Origin of the sequence: Nocardia niwae NBRC 108934 = DSM 45340 (assembly GCF_001613465.1) — a bacterium.
In the GTDB taxonomy this organism is placed as follows: domain Bacteria; phylum Actinomycetota; class Actinomycetes; order Mycobacteriales; family Mycobacteriaceae; genus Nocardia; species Nocardia niwae.
In genome coordinates this window covers 240,050-265,950 of record NZ_BDCK01000015.1, presented here as the reverse complement: position 1 = coordinate 265,950, position 25,901 = coordinate 240,050, and the positions used below count along the sequence as shown (strand labels likewise).

Genomic DNA, 25,901 nt, shown 5'->3' with positions numbered 1-25,901 from the left:
CCGCTCTACTTGTCGCGGCCGGTGAACTCGTCCATCGAGTGGTAGACGCCCACCGTGTTCAGGAACAGGTCACGCAGCTTGATCGGCAGCAGTCCGGAGATCGCCTTGTTCAGGCGCGAGGTCCACGGCAGCACGATCAGCGGGGTGCCGTTCTTCATCTCGCGCCACGAGGTGTCGACCACCTTGTCCTGGTCCAGGATCGGGGTCAACAGGAATCCTTTGGCGCCTTCGAACATTCCGGTGTTGATGTAGGTCGGGCAGACCGTGGTGACCTTCACGTGCTCGTGACCGGCCTGCTCCAGTTCGATGCGCACCGAATCCGACCAGCCCAGCGCCGCCCATTTCGACGCGGCGTACACGCTCATGCGCGGGTTGGACACCAGGCCCGCCGACGACGCGATGGTGAGCACCCGCGCCTCGGTGGCCGCGGCCACCATGGCGGGCAGGAACTCCAGCGTGACGTACATCGGGGCGAGCGAGTTGATCGCCATCGTCTTGTCGATGTCGGCGCGGTCGCGCGTTTCCCAGAAGTAGCTGTTGCCGCGCACGATGCCCGCGTTGTTGATCAGGATGTCGATGCCGCCGACCTGCTCGCGCACGCTCGCCGCCGCCTCGGTGATCGCCTCGGGCGAGGCCACGTCGACCACGTGGTGGTGCACGGCGCTGCCGCGGCCGCTCAGTTCGGCGGCGGTGTCCTTCAGCGCGGCCTCGTTGATGTCCCACAGCACCACCGCCGCGGCGCCTTCGCGCACCGCACGCTCGGCGAACAGCTTGCCCAGGCCCATCGCGGCTCCTGTGACCAGGACCCTCTTGCCCGCCACCGTGTCCATTTTCATCCGTACTGCTTTCCGATCCGTGAGTCGTGCGAGTTACTTCTGCCGAAGCGCTTTCATGACGCCGAAGTACAGCGTCATCGTCTTGGCCCAGAGCGCTTCGGACATGCCGGGCAGCGGCGCGATCGGCAATACCCGCTGCACCGCGATGGTCTGGGTGTCGATGTACTTGAGCAGGCCTTCGGGACCGTGCCTGCGTCCGGTGCCGGAGATGCCGAGCCCGCCGGAGGGCGCGTCGGCGCTGCCCCAGGCGGCGATGAAGCCCTCGTTGACGTTCACCGAGCCCGCGTCGATCCGCGCCGCCACCGCGCGGCCGCGGGCGGTGTCCTTGGTCCAGACGCTGGCGTTCAAGCCGTAGGCGGTGTCGTTGGCCTGGTCGACGGCTTCGTCGTCGCTGCTCACGCGGTAGATCGAAACCAGGGGGCCGAACGTCTCCTCGCGGTGCACCGTCATGCCGGGCCGCACCCCGGCCAGCACGGTGGGCTCGTAGAAGTACGGTCCGAGATCCGGACGCGCGCGACCGCCCGCCAGGACCGTGGCGCCCTTGCCCACCGCGTCGTTCACGTGGGCCACCACCGTGTCCAGCTGGCGCTGGAAGGTCAGCGATCCCATGTCGCTGCCATAGTCCAGCCCGCCGCCGAGCTTGATCGCCTCGACGTGCCCGACGAATTCGGTGACGAAGCGGTCGTAGACGCTGTCGTGCACGTAGATCCGCTCCATCGACTCGCACAGCTGCCCGGCCGAGGCGAAGCAGGCGCGGATGGCGATCTTGGCGGCGCGCGAGACGTCCGCGTCGGCGAGCACCAGCAGCGGGTTCTTGCCGCCGAGTTCGAGCGAGTAGCCGATCAGCCGCTCCCCCGCCTGCTGGGCGATGGTCCGCCCGGTCGCGCTGGAGCCGGTGTAGTCGACGTAGTCGGCGCGGGCGATCACCTCGCCGCCGATCACCGACCCACGGCCGAGTACCGCCTGCCACAACCCGCGCGGCAACCCGGCGCGTACGGCGGCATCGATCGCCCACAGCGCGGTGAGCGCGGTCTGATTGTCCGGTCGCGCCACCACCGCGTTGCCCGCGACGAGGGCGGGCAGCGCGTCGGAGGCGGCCAGGGCAAGCGGGTAGTTCCACGGCGAGATGACCGCGACCACGCCCTTGGGCCGGTGCCGCACGTCGACCTGGGTGAGCACGGGGAGCACGCCGCGCGGCTTGCGCGTGGCCAGCAGCCTGCCTGCCACCGAGGCGTAGTACCTGGCGTTCACGGCCACGTCGCCGACCTCGTCGAAGGCGTGCGCACGCGCCTTGCCGGTCTCGGTCTGCACGATGTCGAGGATGGTGTCCTGCTCGGCCAGCACGATGTCGTGGAAGCGGCGTAGCACCGCGACCCGTTCCCGCACCGAACGCCGCGCCCACTGGCGCTGCGCCTCGCGGGCGGTGGCGAACGCGGTCTCGATGTCCTCGGTGGAGGACTGCGGCAGGTCGACGATCTTCGCGCCGGTCGCGGGCGCGAACACCTCGACCGCGGGGGCCCCGCCCGCGACGGCGTGCGCGAGCAGCGACTGCACCAGGGACGAGGGCAGCGCGTCGGCGGTGGCCGGTGGGGAGGCGGTCGTCATGGTCGGCCCTCTCGAGAACGATGGGCCGCGCCGCGCGCGCCCAATTAAATGAACAGTGGTGTTAGATTAATGTCTATGTCACTGCTCGTGTCAAGCTGTTCGTCGTGGCGCACAGATCCCTCGGGGGCCGCATTGTGAGGCGGCACTATGCAGGCTGAGCCGACGGCCGCGCGGCGGGGCAGGCCGCCCCAGACCCGGGAACAGGCCGAGGAGGTGCGCGCCCGGATCGTGTTCGCGACCGCGGAAGTGTTCACCCGCACCGGTTCCCGCGGACTGAGCGTCGCGCAGATCATCGAGCAGGCGGGCTTGGCCCGGCCGACCTTCTACCGCTACTTCGCCAACGCGAACGAACCGCTGCTGGCTGTGCTCGACAGCTCCAACGACGGGCTGGTCGGCGGCATCCGCACGGCGCTGACCGGCACCGACGAGCCGGTCGAGCTGGGCATCCGGCTGATCGACGCGTATCTGGACTGGGCGCGCGGGCACGGCCCCATGCTGCGGCCGCTGTTCGCCGAGCTGCACGACCCCGGCTCGCCGGTGTCGGCCTACCGGGAGCGCGCGCTCGACGACATCCGCGCCCTGGTGCGCGAGACGTTCGCCGAGCTGGGCCGCCCGGTGCCGAGCCCGCTCGACCTGGACGCCGCCCTGCATGTGTGCGAGTACGTCGTCTACCGGATCTCCGCGGGCACCGCCCCCGGCGCCGAACCCGACGCGGATACCGTCGCCGCGGCACGCCTGACGATGATCCGGGTGCTGCTCACGACGCTCGGCACGCGGGTGGATGTGGAGTACGCGTTGACGCTGCCCACGATCTTCCCCGCCGAGCCGTAGACCGGGCCCGCGCGCGTCAGCGCGGTACGGGCGTGCCGGGTTGGCTGTCGGGAATCCGCTGTTCGACGCGATGGATCAGGTCGTGCACGCGCGGGTCCCGCGCCAGCCTGTTGTCCAGCACTACGTTGACGACGCCGCGCAACAGCGCGTAGGGCTCCCACTGCGGCGGCGCGATGGTGCGCGCCGCGCGACGGGCGATGCCGTCGGCGATGGACTCCGCCGCGTCGCGCACGGTGATGCGCACATTGAGCGGCCACGGCAGCAACGCGCCCAAGGACGCGCCCAGCTCGTCCTCGTCGAGGGTGCCGTGGGTCATCCCGGTGTCGACGATGCCGAAGTACGCCACGCCCGCGGTCGCGCCGACCGCGGCCAGCTCCACTCGCAGCGCCCGCCCGAACTGCTCGACGGCGGCCTTGCTCACCATGTAGGGCGAACCGGCCATGCCCGGCGCGAACGCCGCGGCGGAGGAGACCACGACGACGTGCCCTTTCGTGGCGACGATGTCGTCGAGCGCCGGATGCACGGTGTTGAACACGCCGGTCACGTTGATGCCGATGACCCGGTCGAAGTCGCCGGGATTCATCGTCCGGATCGTGGCGGGCTCGGGCGCCACGCCCGCGTTGGCGACGACGACGTCGATCCGCCCGAAACGTTCACGCACCCGGGAGATGGCTTCGCGCATGCCGATTCGATCGGAGACGTCCGCGCGCACCGCCAGCGCCCGCTCCCCCATCGAGCGTCCGACGGCCGCGGCGGCGGCCTGGTCGATGTCGATGAGCGCCACCGATGCACCGCAGGCGTAGAGCTTTTCGGCCAGCGCCCGGCCGATGCCGGTGCCCGCGCCGGTGATCACGGCCACCCGGTCGCGGACATCGAGGCGGTTGTCGGCAGGCGGGGACAGCAACTGCCGCAGCAGGTCGACGACCACGGCCCTCACCCGGCCCGCAGCCGGTAGGAAGCCGGATCGAAACGGCTTGTGCGACGGCGGTATTCGAAGCTCCAGTTCGGGTACAGGCCGGCATTGCCGCCGTCGGCGGTCTGGTAGTAGCTGCGGCACCCGCCGGTCAGCCAGGCGGTGTCGCGGCTGCGCTCGGTCACCTCGTCGAGGAAGGCTCGCTGCGCCTCCTCGCGCACATCGATCCGCTGGATGTTCTGCGCACGCATGGTGGTCACGGCATCGACGATATAGCGCACCTGCGCCTCGATCATATAGATCGCGGACTGATTGCCCGCCGCACCGAACGGTCCCAGCGTGCAGAAGAAGTTGGGGAAGCCCGCCATGGCCGCACCGAGGTAGCTGCTGGGCCGCTCCCGGTAGCGGTCGCCGATCGAGCGCCCGCCGATACCGTACACGCGGTCGAAAACCGCAGGGGGAACACCGAATCCGGTACCCCAGATGATCGTGTCCACGGGATGCTCCGCGCCGTCGGCGGTGACGATCGAGCGGGCACGGATCTCGCGGATGCCCTCGGTCACCACCTTCACGTTCGGCCGGGTCAGCGCCGGGTAATAGGCGTCGGAGAAAATCGCCCGCTTGCACCCGATGACGTAATCCGGAGTGAGTTTGCGACGCAGCTCCGGATCGCGAACCTGGCGCAGCAGCTGGAGTCTGCCCAGCGCCTCGTACGGATGCCGGAAACGCTTGTCCACGAACCCGACCAGGCCGAACCCTTCGATGCCGGTGTAGCACAGCCCGCGGATGGCCTTGCCGAGCGCGGGCACCCGGCGCAGCAGAGCGCGTTCGGCGGGCCGCGTGCGCCGATCCAGCCGCGACACGATCCACGGCGCCGAGCGCTGGAACACGGTCAGCTCGCCCACCACCGGCTGGATCTCGGGGATGAACTGCACGGCCGACGCGCCCGTGCCGATCACCGCGACGCGCTCGCCGGTGAGGTCGTGCTCGTGATCCCAGTGCAGCGAATGGAATTGCGTGCCTTCGAAGGTCTCCGCGCCCGGCAGCCGCGGAATCTGCGCCTCACTGAACGGCCCCACGGCGGAGACCAGCACATCCGCGGTCAGGTCACCGCGACCGGTGCGCAGCCGCCACCGCGTGGCCGCGTCGTCCCAGCGCGCCTCGTGCACTTCGACGCCGAACCGCATGTGGCGCAGCACGTCGTGGCGCGTCGCGACCGACCGGAGGTAGGCGAGGATCTCCTGCTGCGTGCCATAGGTACGCGACCAGTTCGGATTGGGCGCGAAAGAGTACGAATACAGATGCGAGGGCACGTCGCAGGCGCAGCCCGGGTAGGTGTTCGCCCGCCAGGTGCCGCCGAGATCGTCCGCACGCTCGAGCAGCACGAAATCCTCGATGCCCGCTTCGCGCAGCGCGACCGCCAGGGCGATCCCGGCTATCCCGGCCCCGATCACCGCGATCGGAACGTGTTCCGGGTTCGCAGCCACCGCCATGTCTTCCTCCCGCCCGCGGGCGCCGTTGCCCGCCGAGTTCACAGATCCAGTTCGAGTTCGCCGCCGCGCGCCCGGGAGACGCAGGTCAGCATCGCCCCCGCGCGCTCGGACTCGAGCAGCGACCGGTCGCGGTGTTCCACCGCCCCCGCGAGCACCCGCGTCTTGCAAGTGCCGCAGAAGCCCTGCTGACAGGAGTAGGCGACGCCGGGCAGCACGCGGCGGATCGCGCTGAGCGCGGACTCGTCGGCGGCGACCTCCACGTCGAAACCGCTGCGATGCAACCTGATCCGGAACGGCTCCCCATCTCGCACGGGCAATGGCGAGAACCGCTCGGTGTGCAGCGAGGCCGTCGGATCGTGCAGGGCGAGCACCGCCCGCGCGGCCTCGGCCAGCGGCGGCGGCCCGCAGACATAGACCGCGGCGCCGGGCGGGGTCTGCTCGAAGATCATCCGCGCGTCGGGTACGCCGAACTCGTCGTCCGGGCGCACCACGACATCTCCGCCGGTGTAGCGGGCCAAGTCGTACAGGAACGGCATGCGGGATCTGGCCCGGCCCAGGTACATAAGCCGCCAGGGCACGCCCGCGCGCTCGGCCGCGGCGACCATCGGCAGGATCGGCGTGATCCCGATGCCGCCCGCGACGAACAGGTAACATGGCGCCTCGACGAAGGGGAAGGCGTTGCGCGGACCGCGGACGACCAGCCGGTCGCCGACCCGCAATTCCCGGTGGATCTCCACGGAACCGCCCTCGCCGTCGGCGATGAGACGCACGGCGATGCGATAGAACCCGCGGTCGGCGGGGTCGTTGCTGAGCGAGTACTGCCGCTGACGACCGGACGGCAGCACGACGTCCAAGTGCGCGCCGGGCGTCCAAGCGGGCAGCGGACCGCCATCCGGGTGGCGCAGCCACACACTCACCACATCGTCGGCCTCGTAGCCGATCCGGTCGACCGCAACCTCGAATTCGTAGCCCGTGCGCCGAACCGGATTGGGCCGCGAAAGCAGTAGCGCGGCATCGCTCGCGGCGAACAGGCGCTTGTAGGCGTCGGCCGCCGAGCCGATCAGCCGCAGGGCGCCCCCTGGCTGGAATTGCTCCCCGACGGCGGTCACGCGCCCGCCGCCCGTGCCGCGGGCGACTGCGCGAGGTACCGCAGCGCGTTGTCCATCGGGCCGAGTTGCGACGGGTGGAAGCCCGGCCGCAGATACCGCGGGATCTCGGTGAAGAACGTCGTGAAGCTCGGCACCACACCGCGCACCGACGCGCTGGCCAGTTGCAGCGGCCAGAATCGTCCTTTGTGCTTCGACGGGTCCTTGTGGAACAGGTAACCGCCCGATATGACGAACAAGACCAGCAATCCCGTACCGGCGAGCAGAGCCTGGCGCGCCTTGCGCGCGTAACCGCCGTCGACGTGCATGTACGCGTCGTAGACGACGCTGCGATGCTCGACCTCCTCGGCGCCGTGCCAGCGGATCAGGTCGAGCATCGCCGGGTGCATGCCCTTGGCTTCGAGCTTGTCGTTGGTCAGCAGCCACTCGCCGATGACAGCGGTGTAGTGCTCCATGCCCGCGAACAACGCCAGCCGCTCGCACAACCACTCGCGCTTGGCCCGGCCGGTGAGTCCGTGGTCGCCGAGGATTCGATCGACCAGCCAGGTGACACGGTCGACCATCGGACCGACCTCCAGGCCGAGCCGCTCCAATTGCTCCCGGGCTTTCTCGTGCGAACTGGCATGCATGGACTCCTGGCCGATGAAGCCGCGGACCTCCTCGCGTAACCGCTCGTCGTCGATCAGGGGTAACGCCTCCGCCAGGGCCTGCGCCATCGCGCGCTCGCCTTCGGGCAGCACCAGGTGCATCACGTTGATGATGTGGGTGGCCATCGCCTCGCCGGGAATGTAGTGCATCGGCACCGTGGCGAAATCGAATTCCACGGCCCGCGCGTTGATGGCGTGTGCCTGGTCGGCGTATACGGCAGAACCCATCTCGCACCCCTCGTGATCGATCGGCGTCTTCGCAATGTATTGGTGACATCACATGCTGTCAACATCACATGATGTCAATTCGGACGCTATGAGAGGATGACGCCATGGACGAAGGCGACGGGTCGATTCCCGGCATGCGCCGCTGGCGCGGGCAATCCCCCGCCGACCGTGTCGCCGCACGCCGGGAACAGCTGATCGAGGCGTGCACGGAGCTGATGGCGACCGTGGGCGCGGCCGAGACGTCCATGCGCGGCGTCTGCAGGCAGGCCGGGCTCACCGAGCGCTACTTCTACGAGAGCTTCGCCAACCTGGACGCGCTACTGACGACCGTGCTGGACACCGTGGTGCTGGGTGCGCGCGACCGGCTCCTCGACGAGTTGCCCAACGCGCCCATCGAACGCGAGGCGATGTTCCGTCATATGGTCGGCGTTTTCACCGACTACCTGCTGGCGGACCGTCGCCGCGGTCGGATCATGTTCGTCGAATCGCAGGCCACCCCGGTGCTGATGCCGCGCGCCAACGAACTCATCGGCCTGTTCACCGCGCCGATCGCCTTGACCATCAGCGCGGGCGACTACACCGAGCCGGTGCCCGACGAGCACGACTACGCCCTCAACGCCAGCGCCATCTTCGGCGCGCTCGCCTATCTCTATCGCCCCTGGCTCGACGGCGAGATCCCGGTTTCCCGAGCGCGTTTCGACGCGCACGCCGCCGATGTCATCGAGCGGATCGCCACGGCGCGCTCCTCGCTGATCACCGAAGCCTGAACCCGGAAGCCGGGCGCCCGGCCCGCGGGATGCCGTCGCTCTGGCGAAGCGCGTCCGGAGACTCCCGTTCTGCCCCAACGTCTTTCATCGAGCGGTCGGCCAGCGGAGAGCGCGGCGATCCGCACCGCGTCCGCGCCCGTTACACAGTGAACTCACTCACATCCGGCGAGAGAGGCATCCCGTCGGCGACTCAGAAATCACCACCATTCGGCAATAGCCGATCGATTGCCATTCCCGAAGCCATGCCTTCACCCGCCCGCGGCACCGCCCCCGGCTCCGAATACGAAATGCCCCGACAGGCCGAAACGACAGCTCACATCGCAATACTGCGAACGCCATAGCCAGCCGGTCACCAGTTGGTGATACCTCACGAAACAGATACCCTTGGCAGTGATTTCCGTCTCAGACGGAGCTGCCGGATGGGATATAGCCATTTGTTGTTACTGTCGGGTAGTGTTCACTGCACCGACGATCAGAGTCGATCCGGAACCGTATATCTCAACGATTTCAGGAGCGCTCGTGTCTCCCCATTCTCGCTTCGAATCCATCGGCGCCTATCTGCCTTCGAAAGTCCTTACCACGGCAGAATTGCTCTCCGGCCTGAAAGAGCCGCCTTCGTTCGATCTGGAGAAAATCACCGGCGTCCGCGAACGCCGGGTGCGCGATACCCGTCCGGAAAGTCACGAGGATTCGTTCATCCTCGCCACCAAGGCTGTGGAAGACTGTCTTTCCAGGTCACGGTACGCGCCAGAAGATATCGACGTGGTCATCTCCGCCTCGATCACGCGCAGCAAGCATGCGACCAGAATGTACCTGGAGCCGTCGTTCGCCGGATCGATAAGCCGCCTTATCGGTGCCAAGAACGCCATTACGTTCGATGTCGCGAATGCCTGCGCGGGAATGCTCACCGGAACCTACATCCTGGATCGCATGATCCGGTCCGGGGCTGTCCGAAACGGTCTCGTCGTCAGCGGAGAAGCCATTACTCCGATCGCCGAGACAGCGGTCGCCGAGATTTCCCAGAAATACGATCCGCAGTTCGCCTCGCTGTCCGTCGGCGATTCCGGATGCGCGATCGTGCTGGACCAGGCGGTCGACGAAAACGACATGATCCACTACATCGAAATGATGACCGCCGCGGAATACGCGCAGCTGTGTCTGGGCATGCCCAGCGGTAAGACGCAGGGCATCGCGATGTACACCGACAACCGCAGGATGCACAACGAAGACCGTTTCCTGCTCGGAACCAACACGCAGCGGAAATTCCTCGAGGCGCAGGGCAAGACCTTCGCCGACGAGCAGTTCGACTACGTCATCCACCATCAGTTCGGCGCCGCCGCCATCCCGTGGATGAACGCGATCGCCGAGCGGGAGTTCGGCAGCCCGATGCCGCCGGACCTGCGGGTCATCGAGAAGTACGGAAACACCTCCACCACTTCGCATTTCATCGTGCTGCACGACCAGCTCGGTGAGCAGAACATCCCCGCGGGCTCGAAACTGCTGCTGGTGCCCGCGGCCTCCGGCATCGTCACCGGGTTCCTGTCCACCACCATCTCGTCTCTGAAGGTCTGAGGTCGGTCATGAGCGTCCGCATCAAGTCCACCGGCATCAGCCGGGGCGGCGACACCAACAGCATCGTCGAACACAGCGGCCGCGCGGCCAAGCGCAGCCTCGAACGCGCCGGGATCGGGCCCGAACAGGTCGGGCTGCTGATCAACGCGGGCATCTTCCGGGATTCGAACACCGTCGAACCCGCGGTGTCGGCGCTGATCCAGAAAGCCGCTGGCATCGGCCTCGAATACGCCAAGGACGACCCGCGCACCTTCTCGTTCGACCTGCTGAACGGGGCGGTCAGCGTGCTGAACGCGGTGCAGGTGGCCACCTCGGTCCTGGAGACCGGTAGCGCCGAGCATGTGCTCATCGTCTCCGGCGACACCCATCCGTCGCTGCTGCGGTCGGTCGGCGACGCGGAATTCCCGTACGCCACCTGCGGCGCGGCGCTGCTGCTGGAGCGTACCGATGAGCCGACCGGCTTCGGCACGGTGCACACCGTCGCCGGCGAGGGCACCCCCGCGGTCGAGGCCTACGTGGACGTCTCCACCATGGGCAACACGGGCCGCGGCGCGATGACCGTGGAGCGCGAACCCGGCTTCGAGGACCGTCTGCTCGAGGTGGCGGTCGACGCGGCGCGCCGAGCGCTCGCCGAATCCGACCACAATTCACTCGGCGAGATAGCGCTGATCGCGTCGACACCGAGCCCGCAGTTCCCCGGGAGGCTGGCCGCCGCCCTCGGCATCGACCAGGGCTCGGTCCGTATCCCGGATCTGCGCGACGGCGACCCGCACACCGCGGCGCTCACCGCCGCCTACGACCTGGCGATCACGGACGACGCCTTCGCCGAGCACCGCCAGGTGCTGTTCGTCGCGGCGGGCGCGGGTCCTTCGGCGGCGGCGGTGCTCTACCGGTTGCCCGTCCTCGCCGGGGCGCCTGCGTGACAACGGGTACCCACTGGCAGGCCATCGATCGGTTCCGTGCGGTCGTCCGCACCGACCCCACCCGGGTGGCCGTGCGCTACGCGGACGGGGTCGGCCCCGATGGCCTGCCGGCCTACCGGCAGCTGACCTATCGCGAATTGGACGCATGGTCCGACACGATCGCCCAGCGGCTCGCCGCGTCGGGCGTCGGCGCCGGGACTCGCACCATCGTGCTGGTGCTGCCGAGCCCGGAGCTGTACGCGATCATGTTCGGGCTGCTGAAGATCGGCGCGGTGGCCGTGGTGATCGACCCCGGTATGGGCGTGCGGAAGATGCTGCGCTGCCTGCGCGCCGTCGACGCCGAGGCGTTCATCGGCATCCCGCAGGCACATGCGCTGCGGGTGCTGTTCCGGCGCGGCTTCCGCACCGTGCGCACGGCGGTCACGGTCGGCAGGCGCTGGTTCTGGCGCGGCGAGTCGCTGCGGGAGTGGGGCCGCACGCCCACCGGCTCGGTGCCCCCCGGCCGAGCGGCCACCGAGGACGACCTGCTGTTCATTGCGTTCACCACCGGCAGCACCGGGCCCGCCAAGGCCGTGCAGCTGACGCACGGCAACCTGGCGGCGATGGTGGAGCAGGTGCATGTGGCGCGGGCAGAGGTGCTGCCGGAGGTCTCGCTGATCACTCTGCCGCTGGTCGGCGTGCTGGATCTGCTGCTCGGCTCGCGGTGCGTGCTGCCGCCGCTGATCCCCAGCAAGGTCGGGGCCACCGATCCCGCGCACGTGGTCGACGCGATCCAGAGGTTCGGGGTGCGGACCATGTTCGCCTCCCCCGCCGTGCTGATCCCCCTGCTCGAGCACATGCGCGTCCACCCGGCCGCGCTGGACTCGCTCGACAGCGTCTACTCCGGTGGCGCGCCGGTGCCGGACTGGTGCATCGCCGGACTGCGCGAGGTGCTCGGTGCGGACGCGAAGGTCGTCGCCGGATACGGATCCACCGAGGCGCTGCCGATGTCCACCATCGAGTCGAGGGAACTGCTGGCCGGGTTGGTCGAACGGGCGCACCGCGGCGCGGGGACCTGCCTGGGCAGACCCTCCTACCAGGTGGAGGCCCGCGTCGTCGCCATCACCGACGACGCCATCCCGACGTGGGCGCGAGCCGAAGAACTCGCGGGCGGGCTGGAGGACACTCGCGGCATCGGCGAACTCGTGGTCGCCGGGCCGAACGTCAGCGCCCGGTACTACTGGCCGCCGCAGGCGAACGCGCTGGGCAAGATCGTCGACGGCGACCGGATCTGGCACCGCACCGGCGATCTGGCCTGGATCGACGAGCACGGGCGGATCTGGTTCTGCGGACGCAAGAGCCAGCGGGTGGCCACCGCGCACGGACCGATGTTCACCGTCCAGGTGGAGCAGATTTTCAACACCGTCGAGGGCGTGGCGCGCACGGCGCTGGTGGGGATCGGGCCGCGGGGAACGCAGCGGCCGGTACTCTGCGTCGAACTGAAGCCCGGCGCGGACGCGGACGTCGTCGAGGTCACCCTGCGGGCCCACGCGGCGCAGTTCGACCTCACCCGGACGATCACCGACTACCTGATCCACCCGTCGTTCCCGGTGGACATCCGGCACAACGCCAAGATCGGCCGCGAACAGCTCGCGGTGTGGGCGGCCGAGCGGCTCGGAACGGACAATCGACGATGAAAACTACTGTATTGCGGGCGGTTCCCGTCCTGGGATGGCTGTATCTGGCCTGCGGCGCGCTCGCCGCGGCGACCGGCCGTATCCCGGACAGCCGAATCCTGCGCGCCGCCTGGTGGATCGACGCGTTTCTGAGCGTCGTCGTGCACGCGGCCCAGATCCCGGCGGCCCTGCGCGCCGCCGAAGGCTCCGGGCGCGGCCGGCTGCAGACGGCGGTCCTGACGCAGATCTTCGGCCTGACCTGGTGGCGAACCCGGCCCGGCAAGGAGGAAGGGCAATGAGCAAAGTTCTGGTGACCGGCGCGTCCGGATTTCTGGGCGGCGCGCTGGTGCGCAGACTGGTGCGCGACGGCGAGCACGACGTGTCGATTCTGGTGCGCCGCACCAGCGATCTGACCGACCTCGGCTCGGACGTCGACAAGATCCAGCTGGTCTACGGCGACCTGACCGATCCCGCCTCGCTCGAGCGCGCCACCCGCGGGGTCGACATCATCTTCCACAGCGCGGCCCGCGTGGACGAGCGCGGCACCCGCGAACAATTCTGGAACGAGAACGTCCGGGCGACCGAACGGCTGCTCGAAGCGGCCCGGCGGGGCGGGGCAGCACGGTTCGTGTTCATCTCCAGCCCCAGCGCGCTGATGGACTACTACGGCGGCGATCAGCTCGACGTGGACGAATCGGTGCCGTATCCCCGGCGCTATCTGAACCTGTACGCGGAGACCAAAGCCGCGGCCGAGCGGGCGGTCCTGGCCGCCGACACCGACGGGTTCCGCACCTGCGCGCTTCGACCCCGCGCGATCTGGGGCGCGGGCGACCGCAGCGGCCCCATTGTGCGAATGCTCGGCCGGGCCGGCGCGGGAACGCTGCCGGATCTGTCGTTCGGCCGCACCGTGTACGCCTCGCTGTGCCACGTCGACAACATCGTCGAGGCCTGTGTGCGGGCGGCCGCGTCGGACGAGGTCGGCGGCAAGGCGTATTTCATCGCGGACGCCGAGAAAACCGACGTCTGGCGATTTCTCGGCCAGGTGGCCACCCGGCTCGGGTACCGGCCGCCGACCCGGAAACCCAACCCCAGGGTGATCCACGCGGCGGTGCGGGTCATCGAGACGATCTGGCGTATCCCGGCCGTCGCCACGCGCTGGTCGCCCCCGCTGTCGCGCTACGCCGTCGCTCTACTGACCCGTAGCGCCACCTACGACACCAGCGCCGCCGCACGCGATTTCGGTTATCGGCCGGTTGTGGATCGCGACAGCGGACTGACCGTCTTCCTCGCCTGGCTGGAAAGCCGGGGCGGCGCTGTCGAACTCACCCGCGCTCTGCGCTGAGCACCTCATCGGTACCGGAGACCAGCATGAGCAACGCCCCTGTCTTCCGCCGGAAGATCACGCCCACCGAACGCCTCTATTTCGCCACGCGGAAGGTGACCCCGCCGTTCGTGATGCATATCGCCGTCCACGGCGACGGCGACCTGGACCCGGCGGCGTTGCAGGCCGCCGTCGACACCGCCTCGGCGGCCTGCCCCGGCGCCCGCCTGGTCCGCGACGGCCGCGACTGGGTGGACAGCGGTCTGGCCGCCACCGTGCGCGTCGTGCCGGGATGGACGCTGAATTACGCCGCGTTGGAACAGGACGCGGTGCTCAACAGCCCGATCGGCCCCACGCCGGACCGCACCACCGAGGTCCTGCTGCTCACCGGTGCGCAAACCACCGTGCTGTTCCGCGCCTTCCACGGCGTGATGGACGGCATGGGCATGCGGATGTGGGTGGACGACGTGTTCCGCGCCCTGCGCGGGCAATCGCCACTCGGTGCGCCCGATCCGGTCGCCGACGCCGAACTGGTGGCCCGGGTCGGCGCTCCGGGGAAACCGACCCTCGTCCTGCCGACGTTCGGCGCGCCGACCGGCCGCGGCCGCCAGGATCCGGCTGCCCCGCGCTGGCTGCTGCGCCACCGCACGATCGAGGCGACCGGCAAGGGCATCGTCGCGCGGGTGGCGGCGGTGCTGGCCGCGGAGTCGGAAGGGCGGTCGCGCTTCATGATTCCGGTCGACCTGCGCAGGCACGATCCCGGCCTGCGCTCCACCGCGAACCTGGCGCTGCCGCTGTTCCTCGATGTGTCGTCCGGCGAGGATTGGTCCACGATCAGCGGGCGGATGCGCGCCGGCCTGCGGGCGAAACAGGAACTGAACGAACTGGACAACGGCAAGCTGTCGATGCTCCCGGACGCGGTCGTCCGCGCCGTGCTGCGCGGCGGCAACCGGCTCGGGGCGCGGCTGAATCGCAACATGGTGTCCGCCACCGTCTCCCACCTGGGCGCCTTCGATCTCGACGAGATGGCCGTACCCGGGTGGACGCCGACGACCATGCGGGTGCTGCCGCAGCACAGCGGTGCGATGCCGCTGCTGTTCGCGATGGTCGCGGCGCGCGGAAAGCTGGAGCTGACCGTCTCCTGCCGCAACGGCGCGGGCATCGAGCCCCGGCTGGAAGCTCTGCTGGACAAGATCGCCGCCCGGCTCGAAGCCGAGCTCGCGCCGCGCGAGGCGGCCGTCGGATGACCGGCCTCACCCGGATCGTCCTCGCCCGGCCCCGGATGGTGCTCGCGGTGGTGACCGGGGTGATGCTGCTGTCCGGTCTGCTGGGCATCGGCGCGTCGGACAAGGTCACGGCTGCCGGGTTCATCGATCCCGGCAGCGAGTCCGCGCGGGTGGATGAGCTCGTGAGCGACCACTTCGGGCCGCAGAACCCCGACGTGGTCGTGCGGTACACCGTTCCGGATGGACAGACGCTCGACGGCCTCGGCCCCCGTGTGCAGGAGGCGCTGGGGCGCATCGATCCGGCCATGCTGCAACGGCCGATCGAGACCTATTGGAACGCCGGGTTCGCCCGCAGGCAGTTCCTGCGCTCGGCCGACAACCGGCACGCCTTGGCCGTGGTCTATCTCGCCGGTGACGCCAACCAGCGCGTCGCCGCGTATCCGGACATCGAACCGCTGCTTCGTGTTCCGGGTGTCCCCACGGATCTGTCCGGCTACAGCGCGGTCTCCACCGAGATCAACGCGCAGTCCCAGCATGATCTGGTGCGAGCGGAAGGGCTCTCGCTGCCGCTGACGCTGCTCATCCTGGTGCTGGTCTTCGGCGGTCTGATCGCCGCGTCGTTCCCGGTCGTGGTCGGCGGCCTGACCGTGCTCGGCGCGCTCGGCGCCATCCGCGTGCTCGCCGAGCTGACCGAGGTGAGCACGTTCGCGGTGAACATCGCGTCCCTGCTCGGCCTCGGTATGGCCATCGACTACGGGTTGTTCCTGGTCACCCGGTTCCGGGAGGAGGTCGCCGACGGGCACGACGTGCACACCGCCATCACCCGCACCTACGCGACCGCCGGGCGCACCATCGCGTTCTCGGCGCTGCTGCTGGTCTGCGCGTTCGCGGGGACGTTCGTCTTCCCCCAGGCGGTGCTGCGCTCGCTCGGCATCGGCGCGATCACGGCGGTCGCGCTGGCCGCGGGCCTCTCGCTCACCGTGCTGCCCGCGCTGCTCGCGTTGTTCGGTGCGCGCATCGGGACCGCGCGCGCGATCGATCGCACCGACCGGTTCTGGGGCGGCCTGGTCGACCGCGTGCTGCGGCGGCCGGGACTGACGACCGCGATCGTCGGCGCCGTCCTGCTGGTCTTCGCGGCGCCCCTGGCCGGGCTGCGGCTGGGCGACATCGACCACCACGCCTTGCCCCCGGACAATCCCATGCGCGTCACCATCGAAGAGCTCACCGCGCAGTTCCCCGCGGCGGGCAGCGGCGTCACCGCCGTGCTGCACGGCTCGGACGGGCCGCCCCAGTCGGCCGCGGTGGACGCGGTCGCGAAGGCACTGGGCACGGTCGACGGCGTCCGGCAGGTCGTCCAGGTGGGTCGCGCCGAGGATTTCGTCGTCTTCCACGCGTTCCTGCGCGACACCGATCGCACCGAAGCGGCGAGCGCCTCGGTGCGCGGCATGCGCGAGCTGACTCCGCCGGACGGCACCGTGCTGTGGATCGGCGGCGACACCGCGGCCACCGTGGACAGCGTGCGCTCCATCGTCGCCGCGATGCCGTGGATGATCCTCGTCATGGTCGGCGCGACGATGGTGCTGCTGACCGTGGCGTTCCGCTCGATCGTGTTACCGCTCAAGGCCGTCGTCCTGGCGTTCCTGAGCCTGGCCGCCACGTTCGGCGTGCTCACCTGGATCTTCTGCGGCGGGCATCTGTCCGGCCCGCTCGGGGTGAGCACCGGCCCGATCACCGCGGGCATGCTGGTGCTGATCATCGCGGTGGTCTTCGGACTGTCCACCGACTACGAGGTGTTTCTGCTGTCGCGCATGGTCGAAGCGCACGACGCGGGCGCCGACACCGCGGCGTCGGTGCGCGCGGGCACGGTGAAGACCGCCCGGGTGATCACCGCGGCGGCCACCCTGCTGGTGATCGTCACCGGCGCGTTCACCCTGTCACCGCTCACGCCCATGCGCTTCCTCGGTCTGGGCATGATCATCGCGCTCGTCGTGGACGCCACCCTCGTCCGGATGCTCCTGGTTCCCGCACTGGTGCAGCTGATGGGGCCCGCCAACTGGTGGTCGCCGCGCCGCCGCCGGGTCGTCCCGGCCACGGTCGACCGGATCCGGGAACGGACGCCGACCACGCGCTGACGCGGTCAACCGCATTCCGGCCGGTCGTGCGCCGCGGTGGACTCGCAGGTCGAACGAGTCCCGCGCAGCTAAGCGACGAGTTCCATCACGCCACGCGGATCCCACGGCATCGGCCCCGTGGGGAAGCTGAGCCGGACCAGCCGGTGCGGCGCAGCCGTGTCGAAGTGCGCCACCGCCGGTGGCAGGAACCCGCCGATCACCTTCTCCAGCATGGGGTTCAGCCCGGACAACCGCGGCCGCAGCCGGACCTGCCAGCTGCTGATGCGCCCGGCCGGAACCTCGACGACGGTGCGCTGCTCCACTTTGGTCCCCAGCGGGAGGTGTACCGAGAAGGCCAGCCACAGGTCGACGCACTCCTCGGCGCCCTCGGCGAAGTCCAGGCCGCGCAGCAGGGTCAGGCCGCCGGCCAGCGGCATCACGTCGGCCGGGAAGGGCGCTATCCCGCCGCCGAACTGGAGATGGACGGTGCCGAGGAAGTTGGCCTCTTCCCGAGAGACCACCGTCGTGCCCGAGCGCGTCTCGGCGCGGTAGTGCTCGGCTCGCAGCCGGTCGCCGCAGCGCTGGAACCGCTGCTCGATGGTCATCGCGAAACTCCCGTGCCCGAGTCCCGCCTCCAGTGTCGAGCGGTAGCCGTCGCCGTCGTGGGCGACCACGCTGATCAGGTCGAGCTTCGGCGGCCGATCGGCGATGGTGACGGTGTAGACGGACTTCTCTCCGTCCGGGATTCCCGGGTCACGAAAGGTGTTGTCCACCAATTCTCCTCACTGTGTGTCCGCGACCGCCGCCGCGAACACCGCTGCCAGCGCGGCCACGTAGCGCTCGACGGAGCCGTGCGCCACCGGCGTGTCCGGATAAATGACGCTCAGCGTGGTCTCCGACGCCAGCCGGTTGATCCAGATCAGCACCTGCTCGGATGCGGCGCGATTGGCGTACAGCCCGCACGATGCCAGGTCGAAGACCTCGTTGCCGAGCAGTTCGCGGGCGTCCACGTACGAGATCATCGGCGTGGACCAGCCCGGTTGCAGGTCGAGATCGGAGTCGGCGGGCAGCAGTTCCACCACACGCTGGAACGAGGTCGGGGCCAGGCGCAGCCCGTTCTCGTAGGCGCGCTGCGCCAGCGACGCCGCGCGGGCGAAGGTGGTGGCGGGACCGATCGGGAAGGCCACCGGCAGCAGCGTCACGTACCAGCCGACCGACGCGCGTTCCGCGGCGGTGCCGCGGGTGCTGACGGGCGTCATGCCGAAGTAGTAGTCGCTGTCGACGAGTTCCCGCTCGGTCAGCGCAGCCGCGGCGAAGATGCCACCGACGAACTCCGCTCCGCCGGCGCGGCAGACCCGCTCGAACCGCAGCGCGGTGCGCTCGTCGAACAGGGTGACCGTGCGGTGCGCGCTGCGGTTGTACACGTCGGTGCGCCTGCCCAGATCCAATGGGAAGGAAGGCAGTTCGCCGTCGTTCCCGCGGATGAGCTCGAGCCACTTCCGCACACCGGGCGAGGCGAGCGTCATGCGGCCCGTGTACTCCCGCTCGGCGGTGCAGTAATCGAGGTAGCTGGCGGCCGGGGCGAGCGGGCCGACGTCTTCCCACACCTCGCGCAGATACAGCAGCGCGAGGTCGAATCCGGACAGGTACTGGCCGAATCCGTCGGTGTGCAGATGATCGACCGCGAGATAGACGGTGGTCGAATCCTCGCGTTCGATGGCCCCGAAGGTGAAGCAGTCCCAGTCGAAGGGCCCCGGCGTCGTCTTCTGGACATGGTCGCGGATGGCCCGGGCCTCATCGACGCGGCCGTAGTCGATCGGCACGAAATCGACGTCCTCCGCGGGCACGAGGTGGCGCTCGATCGCGCCCGTGGAGTCGACCCGGAACCAGGTCCGGAACGTGTCGTGCCGCAGGAGGAACGCGTTGACCGCCCGCGTCATCGCGTCCAGGTCCAGATCGCCGGCCGGAATCTCCGCGGTCACCAGGCATAGGCCCGAGTACCGGAACTCCGCCGCGGCGTGCCGATCGGCGAGCCGCAGATACTGCTCCTGCTGGTGCGAGGGCGGGGCCGGGTGCACCGGCGCCCGCCGGGCGCGCGCCACCGACTCCGGTGACGCCGCCCAGCTGATGAGGCGGCCTGGCCCCGGCTCCCATTCATCGATCAGTCCGAAACTGACCACGGCGACACCTCGTTTCGACGACGGCGGTCGCTCACGGCCTGGCCTCGGCCGCCACCAGCGCCCGAGCCGGTTCGGCCGCGGCGCCGTTCGAGACCGCGGGCCCGGCCGTCCGCGGGGCCGGTTCGGCAACCGGCTGCGACTGACCGGAATCCGCCGCCAGAATCAGCTCGGCCACCTTCGGGCCGGCCTGCTCCAGGCTGAACGAGCGGCCCATCTGCAGCGACATCAGGTCGATGCCGAGGGTTTTGGTGACCCGCGCACCGAGTTCCACCGCCATGAGCGAGTCCAAGCCGAGTTCGGGCACGGGAACCGTCATGTCGATCGAGTCGACCGGCACCCCCATCACGACGGCGAGTTCCTCGGCCATCTTGCGGGCGACGAAGGCCCCGCGCTTGCTCTCCTCGATCGCGGCCACCTCGGCCCGCAGCCGGGCCAGTTCGGAGGTGTCCTTGGCGGAGGCCTGCGCGAGCGCGATCGTGCGGCCGGTGCGCGCCAGCTGCGGGAAGGTGCCGGTCAGCTTGGCCCAGTCGGTCGGGATGATCGCCGCGCGGGCCACGCCCAGGCGCAGCGTCTGCTCGAGATAGGCGGTGGCGTCGGCCATGTCGATCGGGTCGAAGCCCACCAGGTCGAGGTACTTCAGCGCCGTCTCGTCGGCGGCCATGCCGCCGGTCGCACCCGACAGGTGACCCCAGCCGACGCACAGGGCGCGCTCGCCTGCCCGGGACCATTCCTCGGCCAGCGACTCCACCGCCACATTGGCCGCGCAGTAGTTGTACTGGCCGTAGATGCCGTACATCGAACCGCCGGAGGAGCACAGCACGAACATGTCCAACCGGATCCCGGCGTCGGCCACGGCTCGATGCAGTACCCGGGCGCCGTGCACCTTCGGCCGGTACACCTTGGCCAGCTCGTCGAATTGCATTGCGGCCAGCCGGTTGTCGGCCACCGCACCCGCCGCGTGGAACACCCCGCGCAGCGGGTGCTCGGCGCTGTGCGACCGCGCGACGATCGCGGCGACCGCCTCCGGGTTTGTGACGTCGGCCTGCTCCTCGACCACCTCGACGCCCACGGTGCGCCACGCCTCGAGCTGGCGGCGGGCCTCCTCCGTGCGCGCGCCGCCGCGGCCGAGCAGGACCAGCCGCCGCGCACCGCGCAGCACCAGCCAGCGCCCGATGGCCATCCCGAATCCACCGAACCCGCCGGTGATCAGATAGGTGGCGGTGCTGTCGATCTCGATCCCGGCCAGGTACGGCCGCACGGCCGGGGCGGGCGAATCCATGCGCAGCGCGATCCGGGCGAGCCCGGTCGACCGGATGGTCTCCTCGAACGCCCTGGCCACTTGGTCGGTCTCGAACAACTTGTAGCGCAGCGGCTGGTAGGTGCCTGCCAGCACCTTCTCGTAGACCCGCTGCAGCAGCCGGGTCAGCCGCTGGGCGTCGACGGCGACCAAGCGGTCCAGGTCCATCGAGAAGTACGCCAGGTTCTTGTCGAAGTTGGCCATCTCGAGCACGCCGCCGGTGTAGATGTCGGCCTTGCCGACCTCGACGATCCGCCCGAATTCCGCCACGGCGTTGAAGTTCTGGCGCAGGATCTCCCCCGGCGCGCTGCTGAGCACGACCTCGACGCCCGTGCCACCGGTCAGCTCGAGTACGTCGTCGACGAAGTTGAGCGACCGCGAGTCGATCGCGTGATCGGCCCCGAGGGCGAGCACGTGGGCGCGGCGCTCGTCGGTGCTCGCGGTGCCGATGATGCGCGCCCCGCGATCCTTGGCGACCTGGATCGCGGCCGTGCCGACACCGCCCGCGGCGCCGTGGATCAGCACTGTCTCGCCCGGTTCCAGCCGCGCCAGATCCAGCAGCGCGTACTCGGCTGTGCCGAAGGCGATGGTGCTCGTGCAATACCCGGGATCGGCGTCGGCGGGCAGCGGGATCGCCAGCCGACGGTCGACCACGACGTAGCGCTGCATCATGCCCTTCGCGGCAACGGCGACCAGCTCGCCCACCGCGACATCGGTGACGCCCGCGCCCACGCGCACCACCTCGCCGACACCCTCCATTCCGGGCACGGTGCCGAAATAGGTGGGTGCGAGTTCCCGCTCGCCGAGCAGGCCGATGACCTTGAGCGGATCCTTGTAATTGAGGCCGATGATCTTCATCCGCACCTCGATCCGTCCCGGCCCGGGATCGGGACGCGGGCACTGCCGCCACGCCAGCGCCGACAGCAACCGGGTCCGGGGCAGTTCCAGCGTGAAGTTGGCCTCCGGATCCGCCAGCGGTTCGGCGGCGTCCAGGGCGTCGAGGCGCTCCTGCAGCGGCTTGGTCACCAGGGGCACCCAGCGCTTTCCGCCGCGCAGCACGACCTCGTCGATGTTGTCGTTCCAGAACGCGCCCGGCACGGCCGATTCGTGGAGCAGGTCGGCGATCTCGGTCTCGGGTTCCACGTCGATCAGCCGCCAGCGCAATGCCGATTGCTCGTTGAGCAGCACTCGGCGGGCGCCGGCCAGCGCGGCCTGATTCGAGTTCGGCGGGATCGGGCTGTCCGGCAGCGCGAACGCCCGCTCGGTCACCAGGGTGGCATGACACCAGCCTTCGCCGAAGACGCTCTTGGGCCCCTCGTCGGTGGTCTCCGGATGGACGAACTCGTCGAGGGCGACCGCGATCCGCTCCAGGAGCCACAGATCGGCCACATCGTCCTCGACGGCCTCCGCGACCACGCAGACGTGCAGCCGATCGGCGCCCTCCGCCTTGGCGGCCGCCAGCGTCGCGGCCAGATCGGAGGCGGGTTCGCGACCCGTCGCTGCGGCCACGTAGAGCCGGGAACCCGGGATGGCGGCGGCCAGCTGCCCGGCACGACGGCAGTCGCCGCCCAGCGCGACGATCACGGTGGTCACCGAATCCTGCGGCAGCGCGGCCGGGTCGAGCGGATCGCGCTCTTCCAGCGTCTCGGCGTAGTAGAAGTCGACCATCCGGTGCAGCGGATCCTGGCCCGGCGCGAGCGCACCGATCTGCAGGCCGCTCAACCGCATGACGAGATTGTGTTCGTCGTCGAGCAGATCCACGTCGGCGCGCAGCCGGGCGCGGGGATCACGGCGCGCGACGACGGTGATCCGCTCGGGCAGCGGTGCGACCAGCCGCACCGCCGCGACACCGACCGGCACCAGCGTGCCCTCGTCGATCCGGGCGTCGGCGAACAGCAGGGCCGCGGACTGCATCGCGGCATCGACCACCGCGGGGTGGGCGAGATGCCCGGAGTCCGCGGTGATGGCGCCGTCGACGGTGGCCACCACCGCGTCCGCGCCGACGCGCACGGAGGTCACCCGGCGGAAGGCCGGACCGTACTGCAGCCCCGCCGCGGCCAGGCCGCTGTAGAACATCTGCGGGTCGACGTCGAGACCGACGTCCAGGGTCGGGACCGTGACCTTCGTCGGCTTGTGGCTGCCGGTCAGCGTGCGCCCGAACGCGTGCACCGTCCAGGCCGTGCCCGTCGCCGAGCGCGATCGGATCAGGAAGCGGCCGCTGGCCTCCTCGACGGTCAGCGCGACCAGCGGCACGTCCGGCGCGGCCATGATCAGTGGGGCCACGAACCGAACTTGTTCCAGCGCAACGCGTTCGACGCCCAACCGGGCGGCCGTCGCGCTCAGCGCGGCATCCAGGTACGCCGCGCCCGGCATGATCTTGACGCCGTTGACGACGTGGTCGGCCAGCCACGGCAGCAGTTCGGTGCCGACCTGTAGCAACCAGTCCGGCCTGCCCTCGACGTCCGGGTCGCCGAGCATGGCGTAGGTGCCGGGAGTTCCCAGCCGTGCCTGCTCGAACAGCGGCAGCGCCGAATGCAACCTGGTTCGCTGCCATGGATAACGCGGCAGCGGCACGTGCGGGGTGGCCGGGTGCCGCGCGGGGAACAGCTCGCCGAGGTCGAGCGCGCCCGCGGCGTAGAGACCGATGAGGGTGCGGCGGAGACTCTCCGAATCGGGCTGCTTGCGATCCAGTGTCGCCACCGTCGTGCCGTTGACGTCCGCGCCCAGCAGGGCCTCGCGGATATTGCCCGACAGCACCGGATGCGGGCCGACCTCCAGGAAGACCCGGCTGTCGGCGCCGATCAGCTCGGTGATCGCCGCGGCGAAGCGGACCGGCTGCCGCACGTTCGCGCACCAGTACTCGGCGTCCCAGTCGGGCCCGTGCGCCGGCTCGCCGGTGACCGAGGAGTACAGCGGCACGGTCGGCGCCTGCGGCTCCAGCCCGGCCAGCGCCGCGCGCAGCTCGTCCAGGATGGGGTCCATCAACCGGCTGTGATAGGGCACCTCGACGCGCAGCCTGCGCGCGAAAACGCCTTCTTCGGTGAGCTTTTCGGCGATCTCGTCCAAGCGGTCGGCGTCACCGGACAACGTCAGCGAGCTCGCGCTGTTGATCGCTGCGACGTCCACGCGCGGGTCGTCACCGACGAGCTCGCGGGCCTGCTCGAGCGACATCCCGACGGCGAGCATGCCACCGGAGCCCGCGGTCGTCGCCTGCAACCGGGCCCGGTGGTAGGCCACCAGCACGGCGTCGCGCAACGACAGCATGCCGCTCACGTAAGCCGCCGAGACCTCGCCGACGCTGTGCCCCACCACGGCCGCGGGCCGGATGCCGTATTCGGCCAGCTCCCGCACCAGCGCCACCTGCACGAGGAAGTTGGCCGGCTGCGCCACCTCGGTGCTGGCGACCCGTGACTCGGCCTCGGGCCGCAGCAATTCCTCGATGATCGACCAGCCCGCGATCGCGCGGAACTCGGCGTCGACCGCCTTCGCCGTGCCGGCGAAGACTCCGTCCCCGCCGAGCAGCTCGCGCGCCATTCCCCACCATTGCGGACCCATGCCGGAGAACACGAACACCGGTTCGGCCGTGCGCGCCACGATCGTCCGCGCGGCGTCGCGGCCTTCGCCCCCGGCGAATTCGTGCAGATCCCGGACCAGGTCGGCGGTGTCGCCGACGAGCATGCCCGTGCGGTACTGATGGTGCGCCATGCGGGTCCATGCGGCCTCGGCCAGCTGCGCCGGGTCGGCGCCCGCGGTGATCAGTTCGGCGAACCGGCCTGCCAGCGCGCGGGCCGCGCCGGTGCTGCGCGCCGAGATGGGCAGCACACCGAAGTGCCGTGACGGCTGTGCCGGTGGGCCGGAGACCGGCCGGAACTCCTGCAGGATGGTGTGGGCGTTGGTGCCGCCGTAGCCGAAGCCGTTGACCGCGATCGTCATCGGCTCGGCGTCCTCGGGCAGCGCCTCCGCCTCGAGCTGGACATGCAGGCCCAGCTCGTCGAAGGGAATGTCCGGATTGGGTTTGTCCAGCCAGCCCTGCGGCGGGATGGTGCGATGGCGGATCGCCAGCGCCGCCTTGATCACGCTCGCGATACCGGCCGCGGCCTCGGTGTGACCGAGTGTCGACTTGACCGAGCCGACACCGAGCGATCGTGTGCGGCCGGCCGACGCGCCGAACACGCGGCCGAGCGCGCGCAACTCGACCGGATCGCCGACCAAGGTGCCGGTGCCGTGCGCTTCGACGTAGGTGATGGTGTCCGGCGCGAGCCCCGCGCGACTGCACACCGAACGTGCCAGCGCCTCCTGGGATTCCGCGTTGGGCACGGTGATCGCCGTGGTGCGGCCGTCCTGGTTGGAGCCGGTCGCCTTGACCACGGCGTAGATCCGGTCGCCGTCGCGAACCGCGTCGTCGAGCTTCTTCAGCGCCACCATGCCCGCGCCCTCGCCGCGCCCGTATCCGTCGGCCGAGGCGTCGAAGGACTTGCAGCGGCCGTCCGCGGCGAGGAAGCCGCCTTTGCACATCAGCACGAAGGTCTCCGGCTGCAGCATGACGTTCACGCCGCCCGCGAGCGCCACCTCGCAATCGCCGTTCTCCAGTGCCTGGCAGGCGAGATGGAAGGCGACCAGCGACGACGAGCAGGCGGTGTCGACCGTGAGCGCGGGCCCGACCAGGTTGAGCGCGTAGGCGATCCGGTTGGACAGCATGGTGTAGGACGCGCTGGCCGGGGTGTGCATGTCGGTGTGGAACAGGGCCGGGCCGACCACGCCGATCACCGACTGGTCCACCACGAATCCGCCGACGTAGACGCCGATCGACGAGCCCGCCGCGTGCCGCGCGATCCCGGCGTCGTCGAGCGCCTCCCAGGTCACCTCGAGCATCAGGCGCTGCTGCGGGTCCAGCACGGTCGCCTCGCGGGCGGAGATGCCGAAGAAGTCCGGGTCGAACTCCCACGGGTCGACCGTCATGAAGGCGGCGCGCTTGGTGTAGCTGCGCCCCGGAGTCCGCGGTTCCGGATCGTAATAGCGACGGTAGTCCCAGCGATCGGCGGGCATATCGATCACACCGTCGCGTTTGTCCAGGATGAAATCCCAAAAGGTGTCGGGCGAGTCGATTCCGCCTGCGAATCTGCACCCGATGCCGACAATTGCAATATCCGACATGCATATCCTCCGGGTCGGATCAGTTGATCGCCATTA

At 69.9% G+C, this 25,901-nt stretch carries 18 protein-coding genes; 9 read left to right on the top strand and 9 right to left on the bottom strand.

Annotated features, from left to right (window positions below):
• Positions 1-5: 5 nt before the first annotated feature.
• The gene (locus NNI01S_RS05060) at positions 6-836 is read right to left on the bottom strand and encodes an SDR family NAD(P)-dependent oxidoreductase (protein ID WP_063017954.1); all 831 of its coding nucleotides are present in this window, start codon (positions 834-836) and stop codon (positions 6-8) included.
• 33 nt (positions 837-869) lie between these two features.
• A complete protein-coding gene (locus tag NNI01S_RS05055; RefSeq protein ID WP_063017952.1) occupies positions 870-2,441 on the bottom strand; it encodes a succinic semialdehyde dehydrogenase in 1,572 nt (523 codons plus the stop codon).
• Positions 2,442-2,588: 147 nt separating this feature from the next.
• On the opposite strand from NNI01S_RS05055, the gene NNI01S_RS05050 reads away from it, so the two are divergent.
• Positions 2,589-3,272 carry a TetR/AcrR family transcriptional regulator gene (locus NNI01S_RS05050; RefSeq protein WP_063017950.1) on the top strand — a complete coding sequence of 228 codons (684 nt, stop codon included), beginning with the start codon at positions 2,589-2,591 and terminating at the stop codon, positions 3,270-3,272.
• Positions 3,273-3,288: 16 nt separating this feature from the next.
• Here the strand turns inward: NNI01S_RS05050 and NNI01S_RS05045 are convergent, their stop codons facing one another.
• The 4 genes from NNI01S_RS05045 to NNI01S_RS05030 are packed head-to-tail and all read right to left on the bottom strand — an operon-like array spanning position 3,289 to position 7,659.
• Positions 3,289-4,200 (bottom strand): SDR family oxidoreductase, encoded by a 912-nt coding sequence (locus tag NNI01S_RS05045; RefSeq protein WP_245675976.1) that lies wholly within the window; start codon positions 4,198-4,200, stop codon positions 3,289-3,291.
• A gap of 5 nt (positions 4,201-4,205) precedes the next feature.
• Positions 4,206-5,678: a flavin-containing monooxygenase gene (locus NNI01S_RS05040; protein ID WP_063018706.1), complete on the bottom strand. Its 1,473-nt coding sequence runs from the start codon at positions 5,676-5,678 to the stop codon at positions 4,206-4,208.
• A 38-nt stretch (positions 5,679-5,716) separates the two neighbouring features.
• Positions 5,717-6,787, bottom strand: a complete 1,071-nt coding sequence (locus NNI01S_RS05035) for a PDR/VanB family oxidoreductase (RefSeq protein ID WP_063017947.1) — start codon at positions 6,785-6,787, stop codon at positions 5,717-5,719.
• Positions 6,784-7,659 (bottom strand): metal-dependent hydrolase, encoded by an 876-nt coding sequence (locus tag NNI01S_RS05030; protein ID WP_063017946.1) that lies wholly within the window; start codon positions 7,657-7,659, stop codon positions 6,784-6,786. The genes NNI01S_RS05035 and NNI01S_RS05030 overlap by 4 nt, the downstream gene beginning before the upstream one ends.
• Before the next feature lie 104 nt (positions 7,660-7,763).
• Between NNI01S_RS05030 and NNI01S_RS05025 the strand changes: the two genes are divergently transcribed.
• From NNI01S_RS05025 to NNI01S_RS04990, 8 genes are all read left to right on the top strand, one after another.
• Positions 7,764-8,426, top strand: a complete 663-nt coding sequence (locus NNI01S_RS05025; RefSeq protein WP_063017944.1) for a TetR/AcrR family transcriptional regulator — start codon at positions 7,764-7,766, stop codon at positions 8,424-8,426.
• A 519-nt stretch (positions 8,427-8,945) separates the two neighbouring features.
• Positions 8,946-9,998 (top strand): 3-oxoacyl-ACP synthase III family protein, encoded by a 1,053-nt coding sequence (locus NNI01S_RS05020; RefSeq protein WP_084488490.1) that lies wholly within the window; start codon positions 8,946-8,948, stop codon positions 9,996-9,998.
• An 8-nt stretch (positions 9,999-10,006) separates the two neighbouring features.
• Positions 10,007-10,921, top strand: coding sequence for a beta-ketoacyl-[acyl-carrier-protein] synthase family protein (locus NNI01S_RS05015; protein WP_063017942.1), 915 nt, complete (start codon positions 10,007-10,009; stop codon positions 10,919-10,921).
• Complete coding sequence (locus tag NNI01S_RS05010) at positions 10,918-12,597, top strand: fatty acid CoA ligase family protein (protein ID WP_063017940.1); 1,680 nt, start codon at positions 10,918-10,920, stop codon at positions 12,595-12,597. Before NNI01S_RS05015 ends, NNI01S_RS05010 begins: the two co-directional genes overlap by 4 nt.
• Positions 12,594-12,875 (top strand): hypothetical protein, encoded by a 282-nt coding sequence (locus tag NNI01S_RS05005; RefSeq protein WP_063017938.1) that lies wholly within the window; start codon positions 12,594-12,596, stop codon positions 12,873-12,875. The genes NNI01S_RS05010 and NNI01S_RS05005 overlap by 4 nt, the downstream gene beginning before the upstream one ends.
• Positions 12,872-13,918, top strand: coding sequence for an NAD-dependent epimerase/dehydratase family protein (locus tag NNI01S_RS05000; RefSeq protein WP_063017936.1), 1,047 nt, complete (start codon positions 12,872-12,874; stop codon positions 13,916-13,918). Before NNI01S_RS05005 ends, NNI01S_RS05000 begins: the two co-directional genes overlap by 4 nt.
• A 26-nt stretch (positions 13,919-13,944) precedes the next feature.
• The gene (locus NNI01S_RS04995; protein WP_063017934.1) at positions 13,945-15,144 is read left to right on the top strand and encodes a hypothetical protein; all 1,200 of its coding nucleotides are present in this window, start codon (positions 13,945-13,947) and stop codon (positions 15,142-15,144) included.
• Positions 15,141-17,255: an MMPL family transporter gene (locus NNI01S_RS04990; RefSeq protein ID WP_063017932.1), complete on the top strand. Its 2,115-nt coding sequence runs from the start codon at positions 15,141-15,143 to the stop codon at positions 17,253-17,255. Before NNI01S_RS04995 ends, NNI01S_RS04990 begins: the two co-directional genes overlap by 4 nt.
• 68 nt (positions 17,256-17,323) lie before the next feature.
• On the opposite strand, the gene NNI01S_RS04985 is transcribed toward NNI01S_RS04990, so the two are convergent.
• Genes NNI01S_RS04985 through NNI01S_RS04975 form a run of 3 tightly spaced genes read right to left on the bottom strand, consistent with a single transcriptional unit; the run spans position 17,324 to position 25,865 of the window.
• Complete coding sequence (locus NNI01S_RS04985) at positions 17,324-18,007, bottom strand: hypothetical protein (RefSeq protein ID WP_063017930.1); 684 nt, start codon at positions 18,005-18,007, stop codon at positions 17,324-17,326.
• Positions 18,008-18,016: 9 nt separating this feature from the next.
• Entirely contained in the window at positions 18,017-19,414 is a 1,398-nt protein-coding gene (locus NNI01S_RS04980; RefSeq protein ID WP_063017927.1) for a condensation domain-containing protein, read from the bottom strand.
• Positions 19,415-19,445: 31 nt separating this feature from the next.
• Positions 19,446-25,865 carry a type I polyketide synthase gene (locus NNI01S_RS04975; RefSeq protein WP_063017925.1) on the bottom strand — a complete coding sequence of 2,140 codons (6,420 nt, stop codon included), beginning with the start codon at positions 25,863-25,865 and terminating at the stop codon, positions 19,446-19,448.
• Positions 25,866-25,901 lie beyond the last annotated feature (36 nt).